The organism is Vogesella aquatica (genome assembly GCF_028548455.1).
GTDB lineage: Bacteria > Pseudomonadota > Gammaproteobacteria > Burkholderiales > Chromobacteriaceae > Vogesella > Vogesella aquatica.
The window spans coordinates 1-15107 of sequence record NZ_JAQQLF010000017.1 but is presented as its reverse complement, the minus strand read 5'-3'; the positions used below and the strand labels follow the sequence as shown (position 1 = coordinate 15107).

12 protein-coding genes and 1 pseudogene are annotated in these 15107 nt (G+C 65.4%); 6 read left to right on the top strand and 7 right to left on the bottom strand.

Going from position 1 to position 15107, the window contains the following annotated elements; genetic code table 11:
• The first annotated feature begins 385 nt into the window (after window positions 1-385).
• Window positions 386-739 carry an endonuclease domain-containing protein gene (locus PQU95_RS13555; RefSeq protein WP_272752501.1) on the top strand — a complete coding sequence of 118 codons (354 nt, stop codon included), beginning with the start codon at window positions 386-388 and terminating at the stop codon, window positions 737-739.
• On the top strand, window positions 736-1920 hold the full coding sequence (gene prpF / locus PQU95_RS13550) for a 2-methylaconitate cis-trans isomerase PrpF (protein ID WP_272752500.1): 1185 nt from the start codon (window positions 736-738) through the stop codon (window positions 1918-1920). The genes PQU95_RS13555 and prpF overlap by 4 nt, the downstream gene beginning before the upstream one ends.
• Before the next feature lie 73 nt (window positions 1921-1993).
• Here the strand turns inward: prpF and PQU95_RS13545 are convergent, their stop codons facing one another.
• Window positions 1994-2950 carry a LysR family transcriptional regulator gene (locus PQU95_RS13545; RefSeq protein ID WP_272752499.1) on the bottom strand — a complete coding sequence of 319 codons (957 nt, stop codon included), beginning with the start codon at window positions 2948-2950 and terminating at the stop codon, window positions 1994-1996.
• Window positions 2951-3027: 77 nt separating this feature from the next.
• Here PQU95_RS13545 and PQU95_RS13540 point away from each other — a divergent pair, with 77 nt between their 5' ends.
• A complete protein-coding gene (locus PQU95_RS13540; RefSeq protein ID WP_144371570.1) occupies window positions 3028-3627 on the top strand; it encodes a short chain dehydrogenase in 600 nt (199 codons plus the stop codon).
• A gap of 47 nt (window positions 3628-3674) precedes the next feature.
• On the opposite strand, the pseudogene PQU95_RS13535 reads toward PQU95_RS13540, so the two are convergent.
• Window positions 3675-5348: pseudogene (locus tag PQU95_RS13535) on the bottom strand (SgrR family transcriptional regulator).
• Between the two features lie 108 nt (window positions 5349-5456).
• Here PQU95_RS13535 and PQU95_RS13525 point away from each other — a divergent pair.
• Window positions 5457-6656, top strand: coding sequence for an MFS transporter (locus PQU95_RS13525; RefSeq protein ID WP_272752498.1), 1200 nt, complete (start codon window positions 5457-5459; stop codon window positions 6654-6656).
• Between the two features lie 52 nt (window positions 6657-6708).
• On the opposite strand, the gene aguB is transcribed toward PQU95_RS13525, so the two are convergent.
• From aguB to PQU95_RS13510, 3 genes are read right to left on the bottom strand one after another with little or no spacing between them, the layout of a single operon-like run.
• Window positions 6709-7575 carry an N-carbamoylputrescine amidase gene (gene aguB, locus PQU95_RS13520; protein ID WP_272752497.1) on the bottom strand — a complete coding sequence of 289 codons (867 nt, stop codon included), beginning with the start codon at window positions 7573-7575 and terminating at the stop codon, window positions 6709-6711.
• Window positions 7568-8689 carry an arginase family protein gene (locus PQU95_RS13515; RefSeq protein ID WP_272752495.1) on the bottom strand — a complete coding sequence of 374 codons (1122 nt, stop codon included), beginning with the start codon at window positions 8687-8689 and terminating at the stop codon, window positions 7568-7570. Before PQU95_RS13515 ends, aguB begins: the two co-directional genes overlap by 8 nt.
• Window positions 8690-8698: 9 nt before the next feature.
• Window positions 8699-9793, bottom strand: coding sequence for a polyamine ABC transporter substrate-binding protein (locus tag PQU95_RS13510; RefSeq protein ID WP_272752494.1), 1095 nt, complete (start codon window positions 9791-9793; stop codon window positions 8699-8701).
• A 119-nt stretch (window positions 9794-9912) separates the two neighbouring features.
• Here PQU95_RS13510 and PQU95_RS13505 point away from each other — a divergent pair, with 119 nt between their 5' ends.
• Window positions 9913-10839, top strand: coding sequence for a LysR family transcriptional regulator (locus PQU95_RS13505; RefSeq protein ID WP_272752493.1), 927 nt, complete (start codon window positions 9913-9915; stop codon window positions 10837-10839).
• Here the strand turns inward: PQU95_RS13505 and PQU95_RS13500 are convergent.
• Window positions 10836-11930: an ABC transporter substrate-binding protein gene (locus tag PQU95_RS13500; RefSeq protein ID WP_272752492.1), complete on the bottom strand. Its 1095-nt coding sequence runs from the start codon at window positions 11928-11930 to the stop codon at window positions 10836-10838. The genes PQU95_RS13505 and PQU95_RS13500 overlap by 4 nt on opposite strands.
• 212 nt (window positions 11931-12142) lie before the next feature.
• Here PQU95_RS13500 and PQU95_RS13495 point away from each other — a divergent pair, with 212 nt between their 5' ends.
• Window positions 12143-14134: a putative bifunctional diguanylate cyclase/phosphodiesterase gene (locus PQU95_RS13495; protein ID WP_272752491.1), complete on the top strand. Its 1992-nt coding sequence runs from the start codon at window positions 12143-12145 to the stop codon at window positions 14132-14134.
• 237 nt (window positions 14135-14371) lie between these two features.
• Here PQU95_RS13495 and PQU95_RS13490 read toward each other — a convergent pair whose 3' ends face one another.
• The gene (locus PQU95_RS13490; protein WP_272752490.1) at window positions 14372-14947 is read right to left on the bottom strand and encodes a GNAT family N-acetyltransferase; all 576 of its coding nucleotides are present in this window, start codon (window positions 14945-14947) and stop codon (window positions 14372-14374) included.
• Window positions 14948-15107 lie beyond the last annotated feature (160 nt).

Here is a 15107-nt window from a genome sequence, read left to right as displayed (position 1 = left end):
GTTGGCTACGACCAACACCGCACCTACACCACCAAGCCCCTCGCCCCACCGGGGAGAGGGGTTGGGGTGAGGGGCAGAACGGCCCCGAAGTTGACGGTGCCTTGCACTACAAGCCATCGCAGCATCGGAACCAGACTTGACCCTGCGGCCAACATCGCACCTACACCACCAAAGCCCCTCGCCCTAGCGGTGAGAGGGGTTGGGGTAAGGGCAAAACGGCCCCGAAGTTGACGGTGCCCTGCACTACAAGCTGTCGCAGCATCGGAACCAGACTTGATCCTGCGGCCAACATCACACCCGCACCACCAAAGCCCCTCGCCCCAGCGGGGAGAGGGGTTGGGGTGAGGGGCAAGCAGCACAAGGCAACAAACGAAGGGAGCAGCGCATGCCGGCCAATCAGCACGCGCGGCAGCTACGCCAGCGCATGACCGACGCCGAGCAGCTGCTGTGGCACCACCTGCGCAACCGCCGGCTGGATGGCCACAAGTTTCGCCGGCAGCACCCGATCGGGCCTTACATCGTGGACTTCGTCCACCTGCAAGCCCGGCTGATTATCGAAGCAGACGGCGGCCAACACCTTGCCAGCCAGCGCGACCCGCAACGCGATGCCTGGCTGCAGGCACAGGGCTACCGTGTGCTGCGCTTCTGGAATCACGACATACTGCAGCAACCCGATACCGTACTGGCTGCCATCTGGCAGGCACTGCCAGACCAGACAAGAAAGGACGCATCCGCATGAACCACCCGGCCCAGATCCGCATTCCCGCCACCTATATCCGTGGCGGCACCAGCAAGGGCGTGTTTTTCCGCCTGCAAGACCTGCCCGCCGCCTGCCAGCAGCCTGGCGCGGCGCGCGATGCGCTGTTCCTGCGCGTTATCGGCAGCCCCGACCCCTACAGCGCCCACATCGACGGCATGGGCGGGGCCACCTCCAGCACCAGCAAGTGCGTGATCCTGAGCCAGAGCAGCGTACCCGGCCACGACGTGGACTACCTGTACGGCCAGGTGTCCATCGACAAACCGTTTGTGGACTGGAGCGGCAACTGCGGCAACCTGTCCACCGCCGCCGGCGCCTTTGCCATCCACGCCGGCCTGGTAGCGCCCGAGCGCGTGCCGCAAGACGGCGTCTGCACCGTGCGCATCTGGCAGGCCAACATCCGCAAAACCATTATTGCCCACGTGCCGGTAAGCCAAGGCCAGGTGCAGGAGACTGGCGATTTCGAGCTGGACGGCGTCACCTTCCCCGCCGCCGAGATCGTACTGGAGTTCCTCGAGCCGTCCGACGATGGCGACGACGGCGCCATGTTCCCCACCGGCAATCTGGTAGACGCGCTGGAGGTGCCCGGCATCGGCACCCTGCCCGCCACCCTGATCAGCGCCGGCATCCCCACCGTGTTCGTCAACGCGGCCGACATCGGCTATACCGGCACCGAGCTGCGCGAGCACATCAACAGCGACGCTGCCGCGCTGCAGCGTTTCGAAGCCATACGCGTGGCCGGCGCGCTACGCATGGGGCTGATCAAGACAGCGGAAGAAGCCGCCACCCGCCAGCACACGCCGAAAATCGCCTTCGTGGCACCGCCGCAGGACTACACCGCGTCCAGCGGCAAGGCCATTGCCGCCGGCGATGTGGACCTGCTGGTGCGGGCACTGTCGATGGGCAAGCTGCACCACGCGATGATGGGCACCTGCGCGGTGGCCATCGGTACCGCAGCGGCCATTCCCGGTACGCTGGTAAACCAGGCCGCCGGCGGCGGCGCACGCGAGGCGGTGCGCTTTGGCCACCCGTCCGGCACGCTGCGCGTGGGCGCCGAAGCGGTGCAGGAAAACGGCCAATGGAAGGTCACCAAGGCCATCATGAGCCGTAGCGCCCGCATCCTGATGGAAGGCTGGGTACGCGTACCGGGCGATACTTTCTGATTTGATTCATCTGCAATGCGATGCGGCCAACCTTGCGTGACAAGGTTGGCCGCAGTGTCTTTGGCGGGCCGCTTCAGGCCTGCCCCAGCAGCGCGGCCTGCGCCGGCGCGGCAAACCATTGCTGCAGAAACGCCACCAGCGCCCGCACCCGCGCCGGTTGCGGCAGGCGCTGCGGGTAAACCAGGTACAGGCTCTGGCCGCGGCCGTGCCACTGCGGCAACAGCCGCTGCAGCCGCCCGGCGGCCACGTCCGGCGCCACCAGGTAGCTGGGCAAGCGCGCAATGCCGGCGCCTTGCAGGGCAAAATTGCGCAACAGGTTGTAGTCGTTGGCCAGCAGCGGCGCACTCACCGCCACGCTGGCCAGCTCGCCGTCACGGTGAAACGCCCATTGCCGGCCGTGGCTGAAATGGCTGTTGCACAGGCAGGCGTGGGCAGCCAGCTCGGCCGGCACCTGCGGCAACACCTTGCCGGCAAGATAAGCCGGCGCCGCCACCAGCCAGTCCGCCACCTCGGCCAGCGGCCGCGCCACCAGCCGCTCCGGCGGGCTGATATTGGCGCGGATCGCCAGGTCGAAGCCTTCCGCCTCCAGGTCGTGCGGCCGCGCCGACAGGTCCAGCTCTACCTCCAGCGCCGGGTACTGCTGGCGCAAGGCCAGCATCGCCTGCGCCATGAACACGCCGCCAAAGCTGGTGGGCACCGTCAGCCGCAGCCGGCCGGCCACCTCCTCGCGCAGCTCGGCCAGTGCCTGGCGCGCCGACTGCACGCGCAGCAGCCAGTCGCGGCAATGGCCCAGGTACAGCTCGCCAGCGTCGGTCAGCAGCAAGCGGCGCGTGGTGCGGTACAGCAGCTGCGCGTCCAGCGCCTGCTCCAGCTGCCGCACCTGGCGGCTCAGCAGCGCCTTGCTCACCCCCATGCGCTGCGCGGCGGCGGTAAAGCTGCCCTCTTCCACCACGGCGGTGAATGCCATTGCCCACTGCAGCTGCTGCGCTTCGCTGATCAGGTCGATTGTTTTCTTGAGGTTGACAGTCATTCCACTTTTACCCGGATTATCGCGCCAATCAGCCAAGATAACATGGCGATACGTAAACAAGCACAAGGAAACACACCATGCGTATCTTGCTGATCGGTGCCCACGGCACCCTGGGCCAAGCCGTCGCCGCCGAGCTGGGCCAACGCCATGAAATCATCACCGCCGGCCGCAACAGCGGCACGCTGCGCGTCAACCTGGCCGACATGGCCAGTGTGGAAGCGCTGTACGACGCCGCCGGGCCGCTGGACGCGGTGGTCAGCGCCGCCGGCAACGTGCACTTTGCCCCGCTGGCCGACTTCCGCCCCGAGCACTACCGCGTAGGCCTGGACGACAAGCTGATGGGCCAGGTGAACCTGGTGCTGGCCGGCCAGCGCCGCCTTAACGACGGCGGCAGCTTTACCCTCACCGGCGGCGTGCTGGCCGACGAGCCCATCGTGGCCGGCAGCGGCGCCAGCATGGTGAATGCGGCGCTGGAAGGCTTTGCCCGCGCCGCCGCCATCGAGCTGCCGCGCGGCCTGCGCATCAATGTCGTCAGCCCCGGCGTGCTGGTGGAATCCATGCCGGTGTACGCGCCGTTCTTCCGCGGCTTCGAGCCGGTACCGGCCGCCCGCGCCGCGCTGGCGTTCAGCAAAAGCGTAGAGGGCGCGCACAGCGGCCAGGTGTACCGCGTGAAATAAGGGGCGCTGCGGCCAACCTTGCCAGCGCAGGGTTGGCCGCAGTCGGCTTAGCCGTCGTCGTCGCGCAGCCACAGGCTGGCAAAATCCATCCAGCCGTTCAGCCCCAGCGCCAGCCCGCCCACCCGGGGGCTGGCTGCCACGCCTTGCCGCTCGTGCGATAGCGGCAACAGCCAGCCTTCGGCCACCAGCCAGTTTGCAATGCGCTGGTAGGCCTGCATGCGCGCCTCACGCGACGGCGTGGCCTGCACCGTCTGCAGCGCCGCCGCCATGCGCGCCGCGCCACCCTCGCCCAGCGCCGCCCGCAGCAGCGGGTTGCCGCCCAGCCACTCGTAACAGCTGTAGTCGCGGTCGTCGTGCAGCACCTCGCTGCTCAGTACCAAGTCGGTATCCTGCCACCAGTCGGCAAAGCGTTCGTAGCGCGGGTAGTCCAGCGTGCGGATGCGCAAGCCGACGCCAGCTGCGGCCAACCTGTCGGCAATGGCCTGCGCCAGCGGCTGGAAGCTGGCCAGCTCGTAGGTCACCAGCGTCAGCACCTGACCAGCCGGCAGCGGCGCTGCGGCTGGCTGTACACCGGGCTGCTGCCAGTCCGGCAGCAGCCCGCTAGCCGGCTCACGCAAGGGGTCATCCGGTGCCACCAGCGGTGGCTGCGACAGCCAGTGCAGCAAGGCGCGGCGGCGGGCGTCGTTGCGGCACCACGGCCGCCGCGTGTTGGCCAGCAGATAGGTACACGCCGACTGCAGCGGCTGGCTGCGCCCGCTAACCGGCTGGTCCAGCCGCAGGTGAAAGTCGGTACCGGCCGGCGCCGCCAGCACCCACAGGTCGATGCCATCCAGCAAGGGGCGCTCGCGGTAGTAACGCAGGTTGGCCTCCAGGCTCAGCCGCTGCGCGCTGTGGCGGGCAACGCGGAACGGGCCGCTGCCCACCGGCAGCTGCGCAAAATCGTCACCACGGCGCACCGGCACGATGGACGCGTTGGCGGTAATCAGCCGCTGCGGCCACAGCCAGTCGGTGTCGGCCAGATCAAAGCTCAGCGACAGCGCGTCGTGCACGCGAATGGCGCGCAGGCCGCGGTACTGCTGCATCCACGGGCCGGCTTGCTCGTGCAGGCGCTGTACGCTGGCCGCTACCGCCCACGCGTCCAGCGGGCTGCCGTCATGAAACTGTACGCCAGGCCGCAGCCAGAAGCGCCATTGCCTGGCGCTGGCGTCGGCCTGCCAGCTGTGCGCCAGCGCCGGCTGCAGCGTTTGCGTGGCAATGTCGAAGCTGCACAGGCGGTCGAACACCTGGCGCACCAGGTGCGCTTCCAGCCGGCTGGTAACGTGCAGCGGGTCCAGCGTGGCCAGCGGGCGGTGAATGGGGATGCGCAGTTGGCGGCGGTTGGCGCTGGCGCCCAGGTAGGCCGGCAGCTGCGCCATCAGCTGGCTGCGCCCGGCGGCCGGCAGGCTGGCAAAGGCCTGCTCCAGCTCGCCGCGCTGCAGCAGGCGGTGGGTGCGCTGCCATTGCAGGTCTTGCGGCGGTTGCAGGCACTGCAATACCGAGCGGTGGCCGCGGCCGCGCCCCGGCTGCCACGCCAGCCAGCCCTGCTGCTGCATCTTGGCCAGCTACAGCCGCACATTGCGCGGGCTGCACGCCAGCAGCGCCGCCAGCTCGGCTACGCCGGGGCTGACCGGCTGTTCGCCGTAGTGCTGTTGCAGCAGCCGGTATTGCTCGTGCAGGCGCATGGCGGACGGTGCTCGCAAAAAAGGGGAAGTAAATTATGCGGCAAGCTTCCGTTTTTGACTTCATCTTTTGCTTGCACACTGGCGCCATCATCCACAAGGAGCTGCTTCATGGCTTTTCCTGCAACCGTACGCCGCCTGCTGGCGTGCAGCTTTGGCCTGTCGGTGGCGCGTGCGCTGGTATCGCCGCTGCTGGTACTGACCCTGGGCCGCCAGCTGGCGCTGGGCCCGCGTGACATCGGCCTGCTGCTGGGCGGCGTGCTGTTGCTGGCCACGCTGGGCAGCCTGTACGCCGGCTATCTGGTAGACCGGCTGGCGCCGCGCCGGCTGCTACTGGCCGCGCTGCTGCTGATGGCGGCGGGCTTTGCCCTGCTACCGTTCTGCCGCCAGCCACTGGCCGCCGCCGGCGCGCTGCTGCTCACCGAAAGCGCGCTGGTGCTGTTTGGCATCACGCTGAAGGCGCTACTGGCGGCACTGCTGCCACCCGCCGAGCGCAGCCGCGCCTTTTCGCTGCGCTATACGCTGGCCAATGTCGGCTACGCCACCGGGCCGCTGCTGGCCAGCCTGGTGGCCGCCACGCAAGCGGCACTGGCGTTCTGGCTGGCGGCGGCACTGGTGCTGGCCTGTTTGCCGCTGCTGCGCGGCGTGCCTGCCGGCAAGTTGGCCGCAGCGTCCGCCGCACCGGCGCCAGACTTTGCCGCCACACTGCAGCTGCTGCGCCGCGACCGCACGCTAATCCTGTTCACCATTGGCAGCCTGCTGGCCTGTATGGTGCAGGCGCGCTTTTCCGACTACCTGGCGCTGTACCTGCTACAGACGCTTAGCGACGCCGAGGTGCTGCGCTGGATGTCGGTACTGATTACCACCAACTCGCTGACCGTGGTGCTATTGCAGTACCCGCTGGGCAAACTGCTGCGGCCGCACACTCTGCTGCGCTGGATCATGGCGTCGTCGCTGCTGCTGGCGGCCGGGCTGGCCGGCTGTGCGCTCAGCGACAGCCTGTGGGCGTGGGCGGGGTGGATGGTGGTGTTCACGCTGGGCGAGATCCTGCTGGTGCCGGCCGAGTACCTGTACATCGATGCCATCGCGCCGGAACACCTGCGCGGCAGCTACTACGGCGCACAAAACCTGGCCCAGGCCGGTGGCGCCATCAGCCCGGCACTGGCCGGCATAGTGCTGCTGAGGTGGCCACCGGATGCGCTGCTGGTGGTGATGATGGCACTGTCGCTACTGGGCGCCGGCTTTGTGTGGCTGGCACACCGCCAGCGCCAGCCGGCCGGCGCGGCTACTGCCTGCCAGCCAGCGGCATGAAAACGCCCCGTGCCGCCTGGCAAACAGGCAACACGGGGCCGGGGTGGCCAGGTCAAACCGCGTACTGCAGCAGCGTGCCGTAGTGCTCGACGCGGCGGTCACGGAACACGCCCCAGGCGCGGCGCTTGGCCGCCAGCGCGTCCAGGTCGAAGGTGGCGGTGAGGATGGTGCCATCCTCGCTGCCGGCCTCGGCACGCAGTTCGCCGTCTTCGCCGGCGATGAACGAGCCACCGTAGAAGATGATATGCGTGCCGGCCTCGCCGTGCTCGGTGCCGACACGGTTGCTGGCCAGCAGCGGCATCACGTTGGCCGCGGCGTGGCCGCGCTGCGTATTCTGCCAGTGGCGCAGCGACTGGATGGCCGGGTCGTGCGGTTCGCTGCCGATGGCAGTAGGAAACAGCAGCAGCTCGGCGCCCATCAGCGCCATGCTGCGCGCGGTTTCGGGAAACCACTGGTCCCAGCAGATGCCGACGCCGAGCCGGCCGTAGCGGGTGTCCCACACCTTGAAGCCCAGGTCGCCGGGCGCAAAGTAGAACTTCTCGCTGTAACCCGGCCCGTCCGGAATGTGCATCTTGCGGTAGTGGCCCAGCACGCTGCCGTCGGCGTCGATCATGGCCAGGCTGTTGAACTGGGTATTGCCCGCCTGCTCGAAAAAGCTTACCGGCAGCACCACCTGCAGTTCGCGCGCCAGCGCGGCAAAGCGCCCCAGCCATGGGTGGCCGTCGAACGGCGCCGCCAATGCGTTGTGGTGGTGGCGCTGGTCGATGCAGAAGTACGGCGTTTCGAACAGCTCTTGCAGCAGGATCACCTGCGCCCCTTGCGCCGCCGCAGCGCGCACCAGGGCTTCGGCGCGGTCCAGGTTGGCCGCACGGTCCCAGCTACAGGCCATCTGGGTAGTGGCCACAGTCACATTACGCATCTTGCTCTCCTTGCAGTGCCCAGTACCGGCGCTGGGCGTCGCGGGCACGCGCCACGGCGGCGGCTTCGTTGCTGGTCAGCGGCCGGTCCGGCACCCAGTGCGGGTCGTCAAAATCCACCTGCTGGCCGCTCAAGCCCTCGATCACGCCGAGGGTGGCAATCGGCAGGTACGGCAGGCTGTAGCCACCCTCCTGCAGCATCACGATGCGGCCCTGGCACAGCTCACCCGCCGCAGCGGTGAGGCTGGCCGCCAGCGCGCGGTAGCCGGGGCGGGTAAGGCGCATGCGGCCCAGCGGGTCATAGGCGTTGGCGTCCTGCCCGGCCGACACCAGGATCAGCTCGGGGCGGAAGTGCTGCAGCACCGGCAGCAACACCTGCTCGAACGCCAGCGCGTAGGCGGCGTAGCCACTGCCGGCCGGCAGCGGGATGTTCAGCGTGTAGCCGGCAGCGTCGCCCTGCCCCTGGTCCGCCTCGCTACCGCCTTCCAGCGGGTAGTTGCCTTCTTCGTGCAGCGAGCAGAACAGCACCTGCGGGTCGGCCTCGAACACGTGCTGGGTGCCGTTGCCGTGGTGTACGTCCCAGTCGATGATAGCGATGCGCTGCAGGCCGTAACGGGCCTGGGCGTGGCGCGCCGCCACCGCCACGTTGTTGTAGTAGCAGTAGCCCATGGCGTAGTCGGGCCCGGCGTGGTGGCCGGACGGGCGGATCAGCGCGTAGGCGCGGCCAACCTGGCCTTGTAGTACTGCGTCCACGGCGGCGCAGGCCGCACCGGCGGCGGCGCGGGCGATGCGCTCGGTGGCCGGGCCGCCCCGTGCGTCGGGGCCCAGCACTACCCCATCGCCATCCGCAGCGGCACAGTTGGCCGCCAGCTGCGCCAGGTAGGCCGGGGTGTGCACCCGCAGCAGTGTGGCGTCGTCGGCCGGCTGGTAGGCCAGCGGTTGCAGCCGCGCCGTCATGCCGGTGGCGTCCAGCAACGCCTTGGTGTAGGCCAGCCGCTCGGGGCAGTCGAACTCGGCGCCGGCGTCGGCAGCGCCATGGGCCCCGTGGTAGGTCTGGCGGCCCGCGTTATGTTGCAAAAACAGCGTGTCGTAGAGAAAACCGGTGGTGGGTGTCATGGTTTGCTCCTAGCGGCCGGTCTTGAATTTCTGCCACAGCCGGGTCTGGATGCGCTGCACGGCAGGCTCCAGCGGGCGCTGTACCCAGAAGCTTTTCATGCGCGCGGCGTCGGGGTAGATCATCGGGTCGCCGGTGAGGTCTTTGCTCATCAGCTTGGCCGCCTGTGCGTTGGGGCTGGGGTACATCACCGCATTGCTGATGTTGGCGATCACGTCCGGGCGCAGCAGGTAATTGATGAACAGGTGGGCGTTATCGACGTTCTTGGCGTCTTTCGGGATCACCATGCTGTCGAACCACATCGGCGCGCCCTGCTGCGGAATGGTGTAGGCGATGTTCTGGCCATTCTTGTTCTGCCTGGCGCGCAGCTTGGCTACCAGCACAGCGCCGGAGTAACCGGTGGTGACGCACACCTCGCCGTTGGCCAGGTCATTCATCACCGGGGTGGCGATCAGCCGCTTTACGTACGGGCGGGCTTTGGCCAGCACCGCGTAGGCGGCGTCGTAGTCCTTGGCGCTGGTGCTGTTCGGGTCCAGCCCCAGGTAGCGCATGGCCATCGGCAGCATTACGCTGCCGGCGTCGTTATAGGCCACATTGCAGCCCTGCAGCTTGGCCAGCACCTCGGGTTTGAACAGCAGATCATACGTATTGGCCGGTAGCTGGCCGCCCAGTGCTTTCTTCACCTTGTCCACGTTGTAGCCAATGGCGGTGGTGCCCCACATATACGGCACGCTGTACTGCATGCCCTTGTCCACGCTATCCACCTTGGGCACGAATGCCGGGTCCAGGTTTTTCAGGTTGGGCAGCTTGCGTTTGTCCAGCTTCTGGTACACGCCGCTCTGGATTTGCCGGGTCAAAAAGTCATTCGACGGAAACACCAGGTCGTAGCCGCTACCACCGGCCAGCAATTTGGTCTGCAGCACCTCGTTGCTGTCGTACACGTCCAGCCGCACCTTGATGCCGGTTTCTTTTTCGAATCCGGCAATAGTATCCGCGGCAAAGTACTCGCCCCAGTTGTAGATGTTCAAGGTGCCGGCCGCCTGTGCCAGCTGCGGCATACAGGCCGCTGCAGTACAGACAGCAAGGGCTTTCAATGTAGTTTTCATGACTCTCTCCCTGGTATGGTGCGCACAATGCGTGCCGCGGTAAAAACATCATGAGCGCAAGTGCGCGGCAGGATAAAGTACGAAGCACGCAGTTCTTTTTTTCCCGGATGGAAAAACTGATGGATACCTTTCAGGCGATACAAGCGTTTATTGCGGTAGCAGAAACCGGCAGCATGTCGCGCGCCGCACTAAAACTGGGCAAGAGCCCGTCGGCGATGACCAAGGCACTCAATGCGCTGGAGGCATCACTCGGCACACGGCTACTGACGCGCAGCACGCGTCAGGTAGCGCTGACCGAAGCGGGGCGCATTTATCTGGAAACCGCCAGCGAGGCCATGCAGCAGCTAGGGCGGGTCGGCCAACGCCTGCGTGAGCTGGACGGTGAGCCACGCGGGGTGCTGCGCATCACCGCGCCGCTATCGTTTGGCCGCGCCGTGCTGTCCGGCTTTTGCCCGGCTTTCATGCAACGCTATCCCGAGGTAGAGCTGGATATCAGCCTGGCTGACCGCTACGTAGATCTGGTAGCCGAGAACTACGACCTGGCGCTGCGCCTGGGGCACCACGACCTGCCCGGGCAGATTGCCAAGGTAATAGGCGATAACCGCGTGATGGTGTGCGCCTCCCCCGCCTATCTGGCCAGTGCGCCGCCACTGCACAGCCCGGCAGATCTGGTACAACACCGCTGCCTGGTATACCGCCACCCGCTACTGAACCCGGCCTGGTTTTTTGCCCGCGATGGCCACAGCCTGCGGGTAGAACCACAAGGGCGTATCCGCTCGGATAATTTTGACCTGTTACTGGATGCAGCCTGCGCCGGGCAGGGCATTTTGCCCTGCCCTCGGTGGAGTGCACTGCACCACATCAGGGCAGGAAAACTGCAACAGGTCTTTGCAGACTACCACTGCACGGGCGAGAGCTTCGGGCGCGACCACGTATACGCCGTATACCCGGCCGCCCGCCGTAATGCACTGAAGGTAAGGCTGTTTGTGGAAGAGATACAACAATGGATGGCGTGTCATTTTAGCGACAGCGCCAGTCCGGCCTAGGGCAGCAAGGCCTGGAAGCTGAAACGATAGCGCTGGATGGCAGGGTTCTTTACCTTGCTAAAGCGGGCAAAGTCCACCCGGCTGAAGTCGGCATCGCTATAGGCTTTCAGGTAGCGCTGCGCCAAGGCGGCGTCAAAGCGGACAAACAGCGGGCGCTGTAGCTCCAGCCCCTCGCTGGCAAAGTCCTTGCCGTGCTCGTAGTCGTACAACATTACCAGCGCCCAGGCACCGGTAACAAAGTGGCCGCCCGCCAGCGTGGTCATGCTACCGTCGCTCAAACTCTGCAGCGCTTCCGGCGAGGTATTGATACCGCTGAAAAAGGCATCTTTGCCCGGCTGGCCGCCGCGCGCCCGCCACTGGGCCATGGCCCCCATGGCCATCTGGTCGCTGCCGGCCCACACCATGCGCACCTGCGGATGGCGGCGGTACAGCCAGCTGGCCTGCTGCGCAGCACGCTGGCGATCCCACGCGGCCATCACTTCTTGCACCACAATCACGTCGCCGGCATCACGCACTGCCTGATACAAACCCTGCAGCCGGAACACTGATGTGGGCGTACTGCGATCCCCGCCGATCACCAGCATGGGCATTTTGCCGTGAATACGTGGCACACCGGCGCGGCGCGCCTGCGCAATCAGCGTCTGGCCTGTCAGGTAGCCTGCGTCGCTGGCGCGCGGTTCCAGCGAGCCTAGCCACAAGGGGAATTTCTGCCGGGGCTTGCCCAGCTCTTCACCAGCGGCGCCGGCACCACGCCCGCTGAAAGCCAGAAAGCTTTTGATACCGGCATCACTGAGTAGCTTGACCATTTCGGCAGCCGTGCCAAATTCATTGCTCAAGATCACATAGTCCGGCCGCTGCGCTGGCGGCAGGCCAGCCAGGGCCCGGGCATGCTCCAGCGCCAGCTTGTAATTGCGTGCGGCATACTCGACGCGCAAGCTGATGCCCAGGTCCTCTGCCGCTGCCTGCATGCAGCGGCTAGCGGTAAACCAGTAGGTTTCATTGGCATGCCCCGGATTGATGAACACTACCGACAGCGCCTGAACGGGGGCGGCAAAACACAGGCAAAACAACAGCAAGGCAGTGCGCAGCATGGGATACATTCCGGAATCGACAAGTCGCTAGTGTAAGTACTTCGCCGGAAGGATAGGTCGCCAATGTGGGGTTCGCACCCTGCTTTCAGCGCCAATATCGCGAACCATGCAATCAACATGAGAAACTATGTCTATAAAACAGACACCTGCCTGATGGCATGAGAAAATTACGCACAATTCATACCGCTACGACACCGAACGCCAAGCACGCCATGCCCAAGACACCCGAACAACACGCACCCAAACCGTGGCGCTTTGTCTCCAGCCTGCTGGGCCAGGGCAGCAAGGAAATCCTGGGCCAACAAGAGCGCAGGGATAATGTGCTGACCATTGCCCCCATCGGCTTTGTCGTTGCCCTGCTGTTTTCCCTGTTCAACACCCTGCTGGCACCCTACCCGCTGCTGGGCGCAATAGAAGCCGCCAGCGCCCTGCTGCTCTTGCTGCCTGCCATCCGCCTGGCGCGGCGCGGCCAACATCTGCGCTGGGCCGAAAACCTGCTGATGCTATGCGGCGTGGTGGTATTTGGCGCGCTGGTGGTGGTGGGTGGCGTGGGCGGCACCGGCCTGTTCTGGGCGTACAGCTTCCCGTTCATGGCCTTTTTCATCAAAGGCCAGCGCAAAGGCTGGCTGTGGAGTGGCCTGTTCCTGCTAGAAGTAGGCGTGCTGCTGCTGGCGCTGCGCGGCACGGCACTGGCCTACCCCTACGACCCGGTGCAGATCCCGCACTATCTGTCGTCGCTGCTGTTTGTGTCGGTGATTGCCGCCTGCTTTAACCTGCTGCGTAGCCGCTTTCAGGAAAAGCTGCACGAAGGCGTGCTGGCCAATACCGCCACCGCCCAGCACTACCTGGACCAGCTACAGTTTCTGGCCCTGCACGACCCGGTAACCAAGCTGCCCAACCGCACCCGCATCCTGCCGCTGCTGCAGGATGAAATCGGCCAGGCGCAGTCGCGGCATGGCGGCTTGCTGGTGATTGCCATGCGGCTGTCGCGGCTGCCGGAAATCAGCAACATCATCGGCAGCGACGCCACCAATGAACTGATGCAAGCCATTACCGGCACCCTGCAACAGCTACTGGGCGAAGGTGGCATGCTGGCGCGCATTGCCCGCGAAGAGCTGCTGGTGATATTCCACATGCGCAAACCGCAGTTTGACCTGGAAAAAACCACCCAGATGGTGGGCAGCTACAATCTGGATTTTGAAATACGCGGCTTCCCGGTACACATCGACTACACCGCCGGCATTGCGGTGTACCCGCGGCACGGCGCCAGCGCGGAAGCGCTGCTGCACAAGGCCGAGCAATCCATGCTGCAAGCGCTGCAGCACGGGCAAGCCGCCACCATGTACGACGCCAGCCAGGACGAAGCCTTTGTACGCTACCACTACCGTTTTGGCCGGCTGCGCGACGCCATGGCGCAAAACCAGCTGACGCAACACTTTCAGCCGCTGATCAATATCCGCACCGGCAAGCTGGTAGCCGCCGAAGCACTGGCGCGCTGGTTCGACCCCGAAGAAGGCTTCATCTCGCCGCTGGAGTTCATCCCCATTGCCGAAAGCTCCGGCCTGATCAAACCCCTCACCCGCTGGACCATACGCGAGGCGCTGCACCAGTGCGCACTATGGCAAACCGACTTCCCCGGTGTGGCCGTGTCGGTAAACCTGTCGGTGCGCAGCCTGTTTGATACCGAGCTTTTGCCCATGCTGCGCCAGCTGCTGCAGGAAACCGGCATCAACCCCGCCCTGGTACGGCTGGAAGTCACCGAAAGCCTGATGCTGAGCGCGCCGGAAAAAGGCCTGGCCATCCTGCAAGACATCGTGGCGCTGGGCGTGCGCCTGGCCATAGACGACTACGGCACCGGTTTTTCCTCGCTGGGCTATCTGAAACACCTGCCGGTGCAGGAGCTCAAGATCGACCAGCGCTTCATCAGCCAGCTGGTAGACGACCGCGGCAATATGGCCATTGTGGAATCCACTATCGACCTGGCCCACCACCTGGGCCTGATGGTGGTAGCCGAAGGCATAGAAGACCAGGAAACCATGCAGCAGCTGTGGCTGCTGGGTTGCGATATCGGGCAGGGCTACTACTACAGCAAACCCATGCCGATAGACGACTACCTGAGCTGGTGCCACCACTACCAGCAACAGCAGCTACTGGGCCCGCTGGCCGGCGTGGACGGCGACGTGGACGGTCCGGCAATGCTGTAAGCCAGCCGCCCCCTGCCTGAGCGGCAGGCACGGCAGGTTGGCCGCAGGCCACCCTGTTTGCGAGGCCCGGCTGTCGCGGCGGATGGTTGCCCTTTGGCACGGGAAACCCCGAAGCACAGCGTGGGTTCAACGCGCAGCTTGGGTTGCGCGTAGCAAAGCCCAACGTTTACCGGGCACCATCACAGCAAACCATGCCAGCTTGCTTGAAAACGCGGTAAACGTTGGACTTCATGTCATTCAGCCCTGCCGACCATGTTGCACGCGGGAGTAAACACGGGTATCCCTGAGTTGGCCCTGAATGTTAAGACGATCATGACGCAAGGTGCCTTCCAGTTGAAACCCGGCCCGCTCTGCCAGGCGCCAACTTGCCCGGTTCTGTTCGTCGGTGGTAAGGAACACGCGGCTTGCGCCCAGTTGTTGCAGCGCGTACTCCGTCAGGGCAGCCACCCCTTCCGTGATAAAGCCCTGGCCGAGAAAGCTGCTGCGCCCCCAATAACCCACCTCAAACTGGCGCAGCACCCAGTCGGGATTGTGCAAGCCACTGCCGCCCACCAGCTCGCCTGATGCTTTATCAATGAAGAAAACCATCAGGTCTTCGTTGAGCAGAAAGCGGGCGAACGCCCGGCAGCAGGAAGCCTCCGACTCACGCAACGACGGCGGCGGGTCAACCCAGCCAAGCCATTGTTTGAGCTGTTCACGGGACTCCACGATTGCGGCATTGAACATCTGCCCATCGCCGGGGCGCGCAACCCGGACAAGCAACCTGTCGGTTTCAAGTGACTCGGGAAATTGATCGCGTTCCGGGAATGGCATGGCGGCCCTCAAATGAAATTGTGCCTTGGCAGGGGTATAGCTGTCGCATCCCTGACGATCATATAAGCAATCGGCTACTCAAACTGAACACAGCACGAGAAGTCATGGGTATCCTGCTACAACTCTCCCGAGCACCCAATCCATGATCGTCAAACTACAC

Coding starts and splice junctions, on each gene's coding strand:
- PQU95_RS13555 (WP_272752501.1), top strand. CDS start 386: ATGCCGGCCAATCAGCACGCGCGGCAGCTACGCCAGCGCATGACCGAC.
- prpF (WP_272752500.1), top strand. CDS start 736: ATGAACCACCCGGCCCAGATCCGCATTCCCGCCACCTATATCCGTGGC.
- PQU95_RS13545 (WP_272752499.1), bottom strand. CDS start 2,950: ATGACTGTCAACCTCAAGAAAACAATCGACCTGATCAGCGAAGCGCAG.
- PQU95_RS13540 (WP_144371570.1), top strand. CDS start 3,028: ATGCGTATCTTGCTGATCGGTGCCCACGGCACCCTGGGCCAAGCCGTC.
- PQU95_RS13525 (WP_272752498.1), top strand. CDS start 5,457: ATGGCTTTTCCTGCAACCGTACGCCGCCTGCTGGCGTGCAGCTTTGGC.
- aguB (WP_272752497.1), bottom strand. CDS start 7,575: ATGCGTAATGTGACTGTGGCCACTACCCAGATGGCCTGTAGCTGGGAC.
- PQU95_RS13515 (WP_272752495.1), bottom strand. CDS start 8,689: ATGACACCCACCACCGGTTTTCTCTACGACACGCTGTTTTTGCAACAT.
- PQU95_RS13510 (WP_272752494.1), bottom strand. CDS start 9,793: ATGAAAACTACATTGAAAGCCCTTGCTGTCTGTACTGCAGCGGCCTGT.
- PQU95_RS13505 (WP_272752493.1), top strand. CDS start 9,913: ATGGATACCTTTCAGGCGATACAAGCGTTTATTGCGGTAGCAGAAACC.
- PQU95_RS13500 (WP_272752492.1), bottom strand. CDS start 11,930: ATGCTGCGCACTGCCTTGCTGTTGTTTTGCCTGTGTTTTGCCGCCCCC.
- PQU95_RS13495 (WP_272752491.1), top strand. CDS start 12,143: ATGCCCAAGACACCCGAACAACACGCACCCAAACCGTGGCGCTTTGTC.
- PQU95_RS13490 (WP_272752490.1), bottom strand. CDS start 14,947: ATGCCATTCCCGGAACGCGATCAATTTCCCGAGTCACTTGAAACCGAC.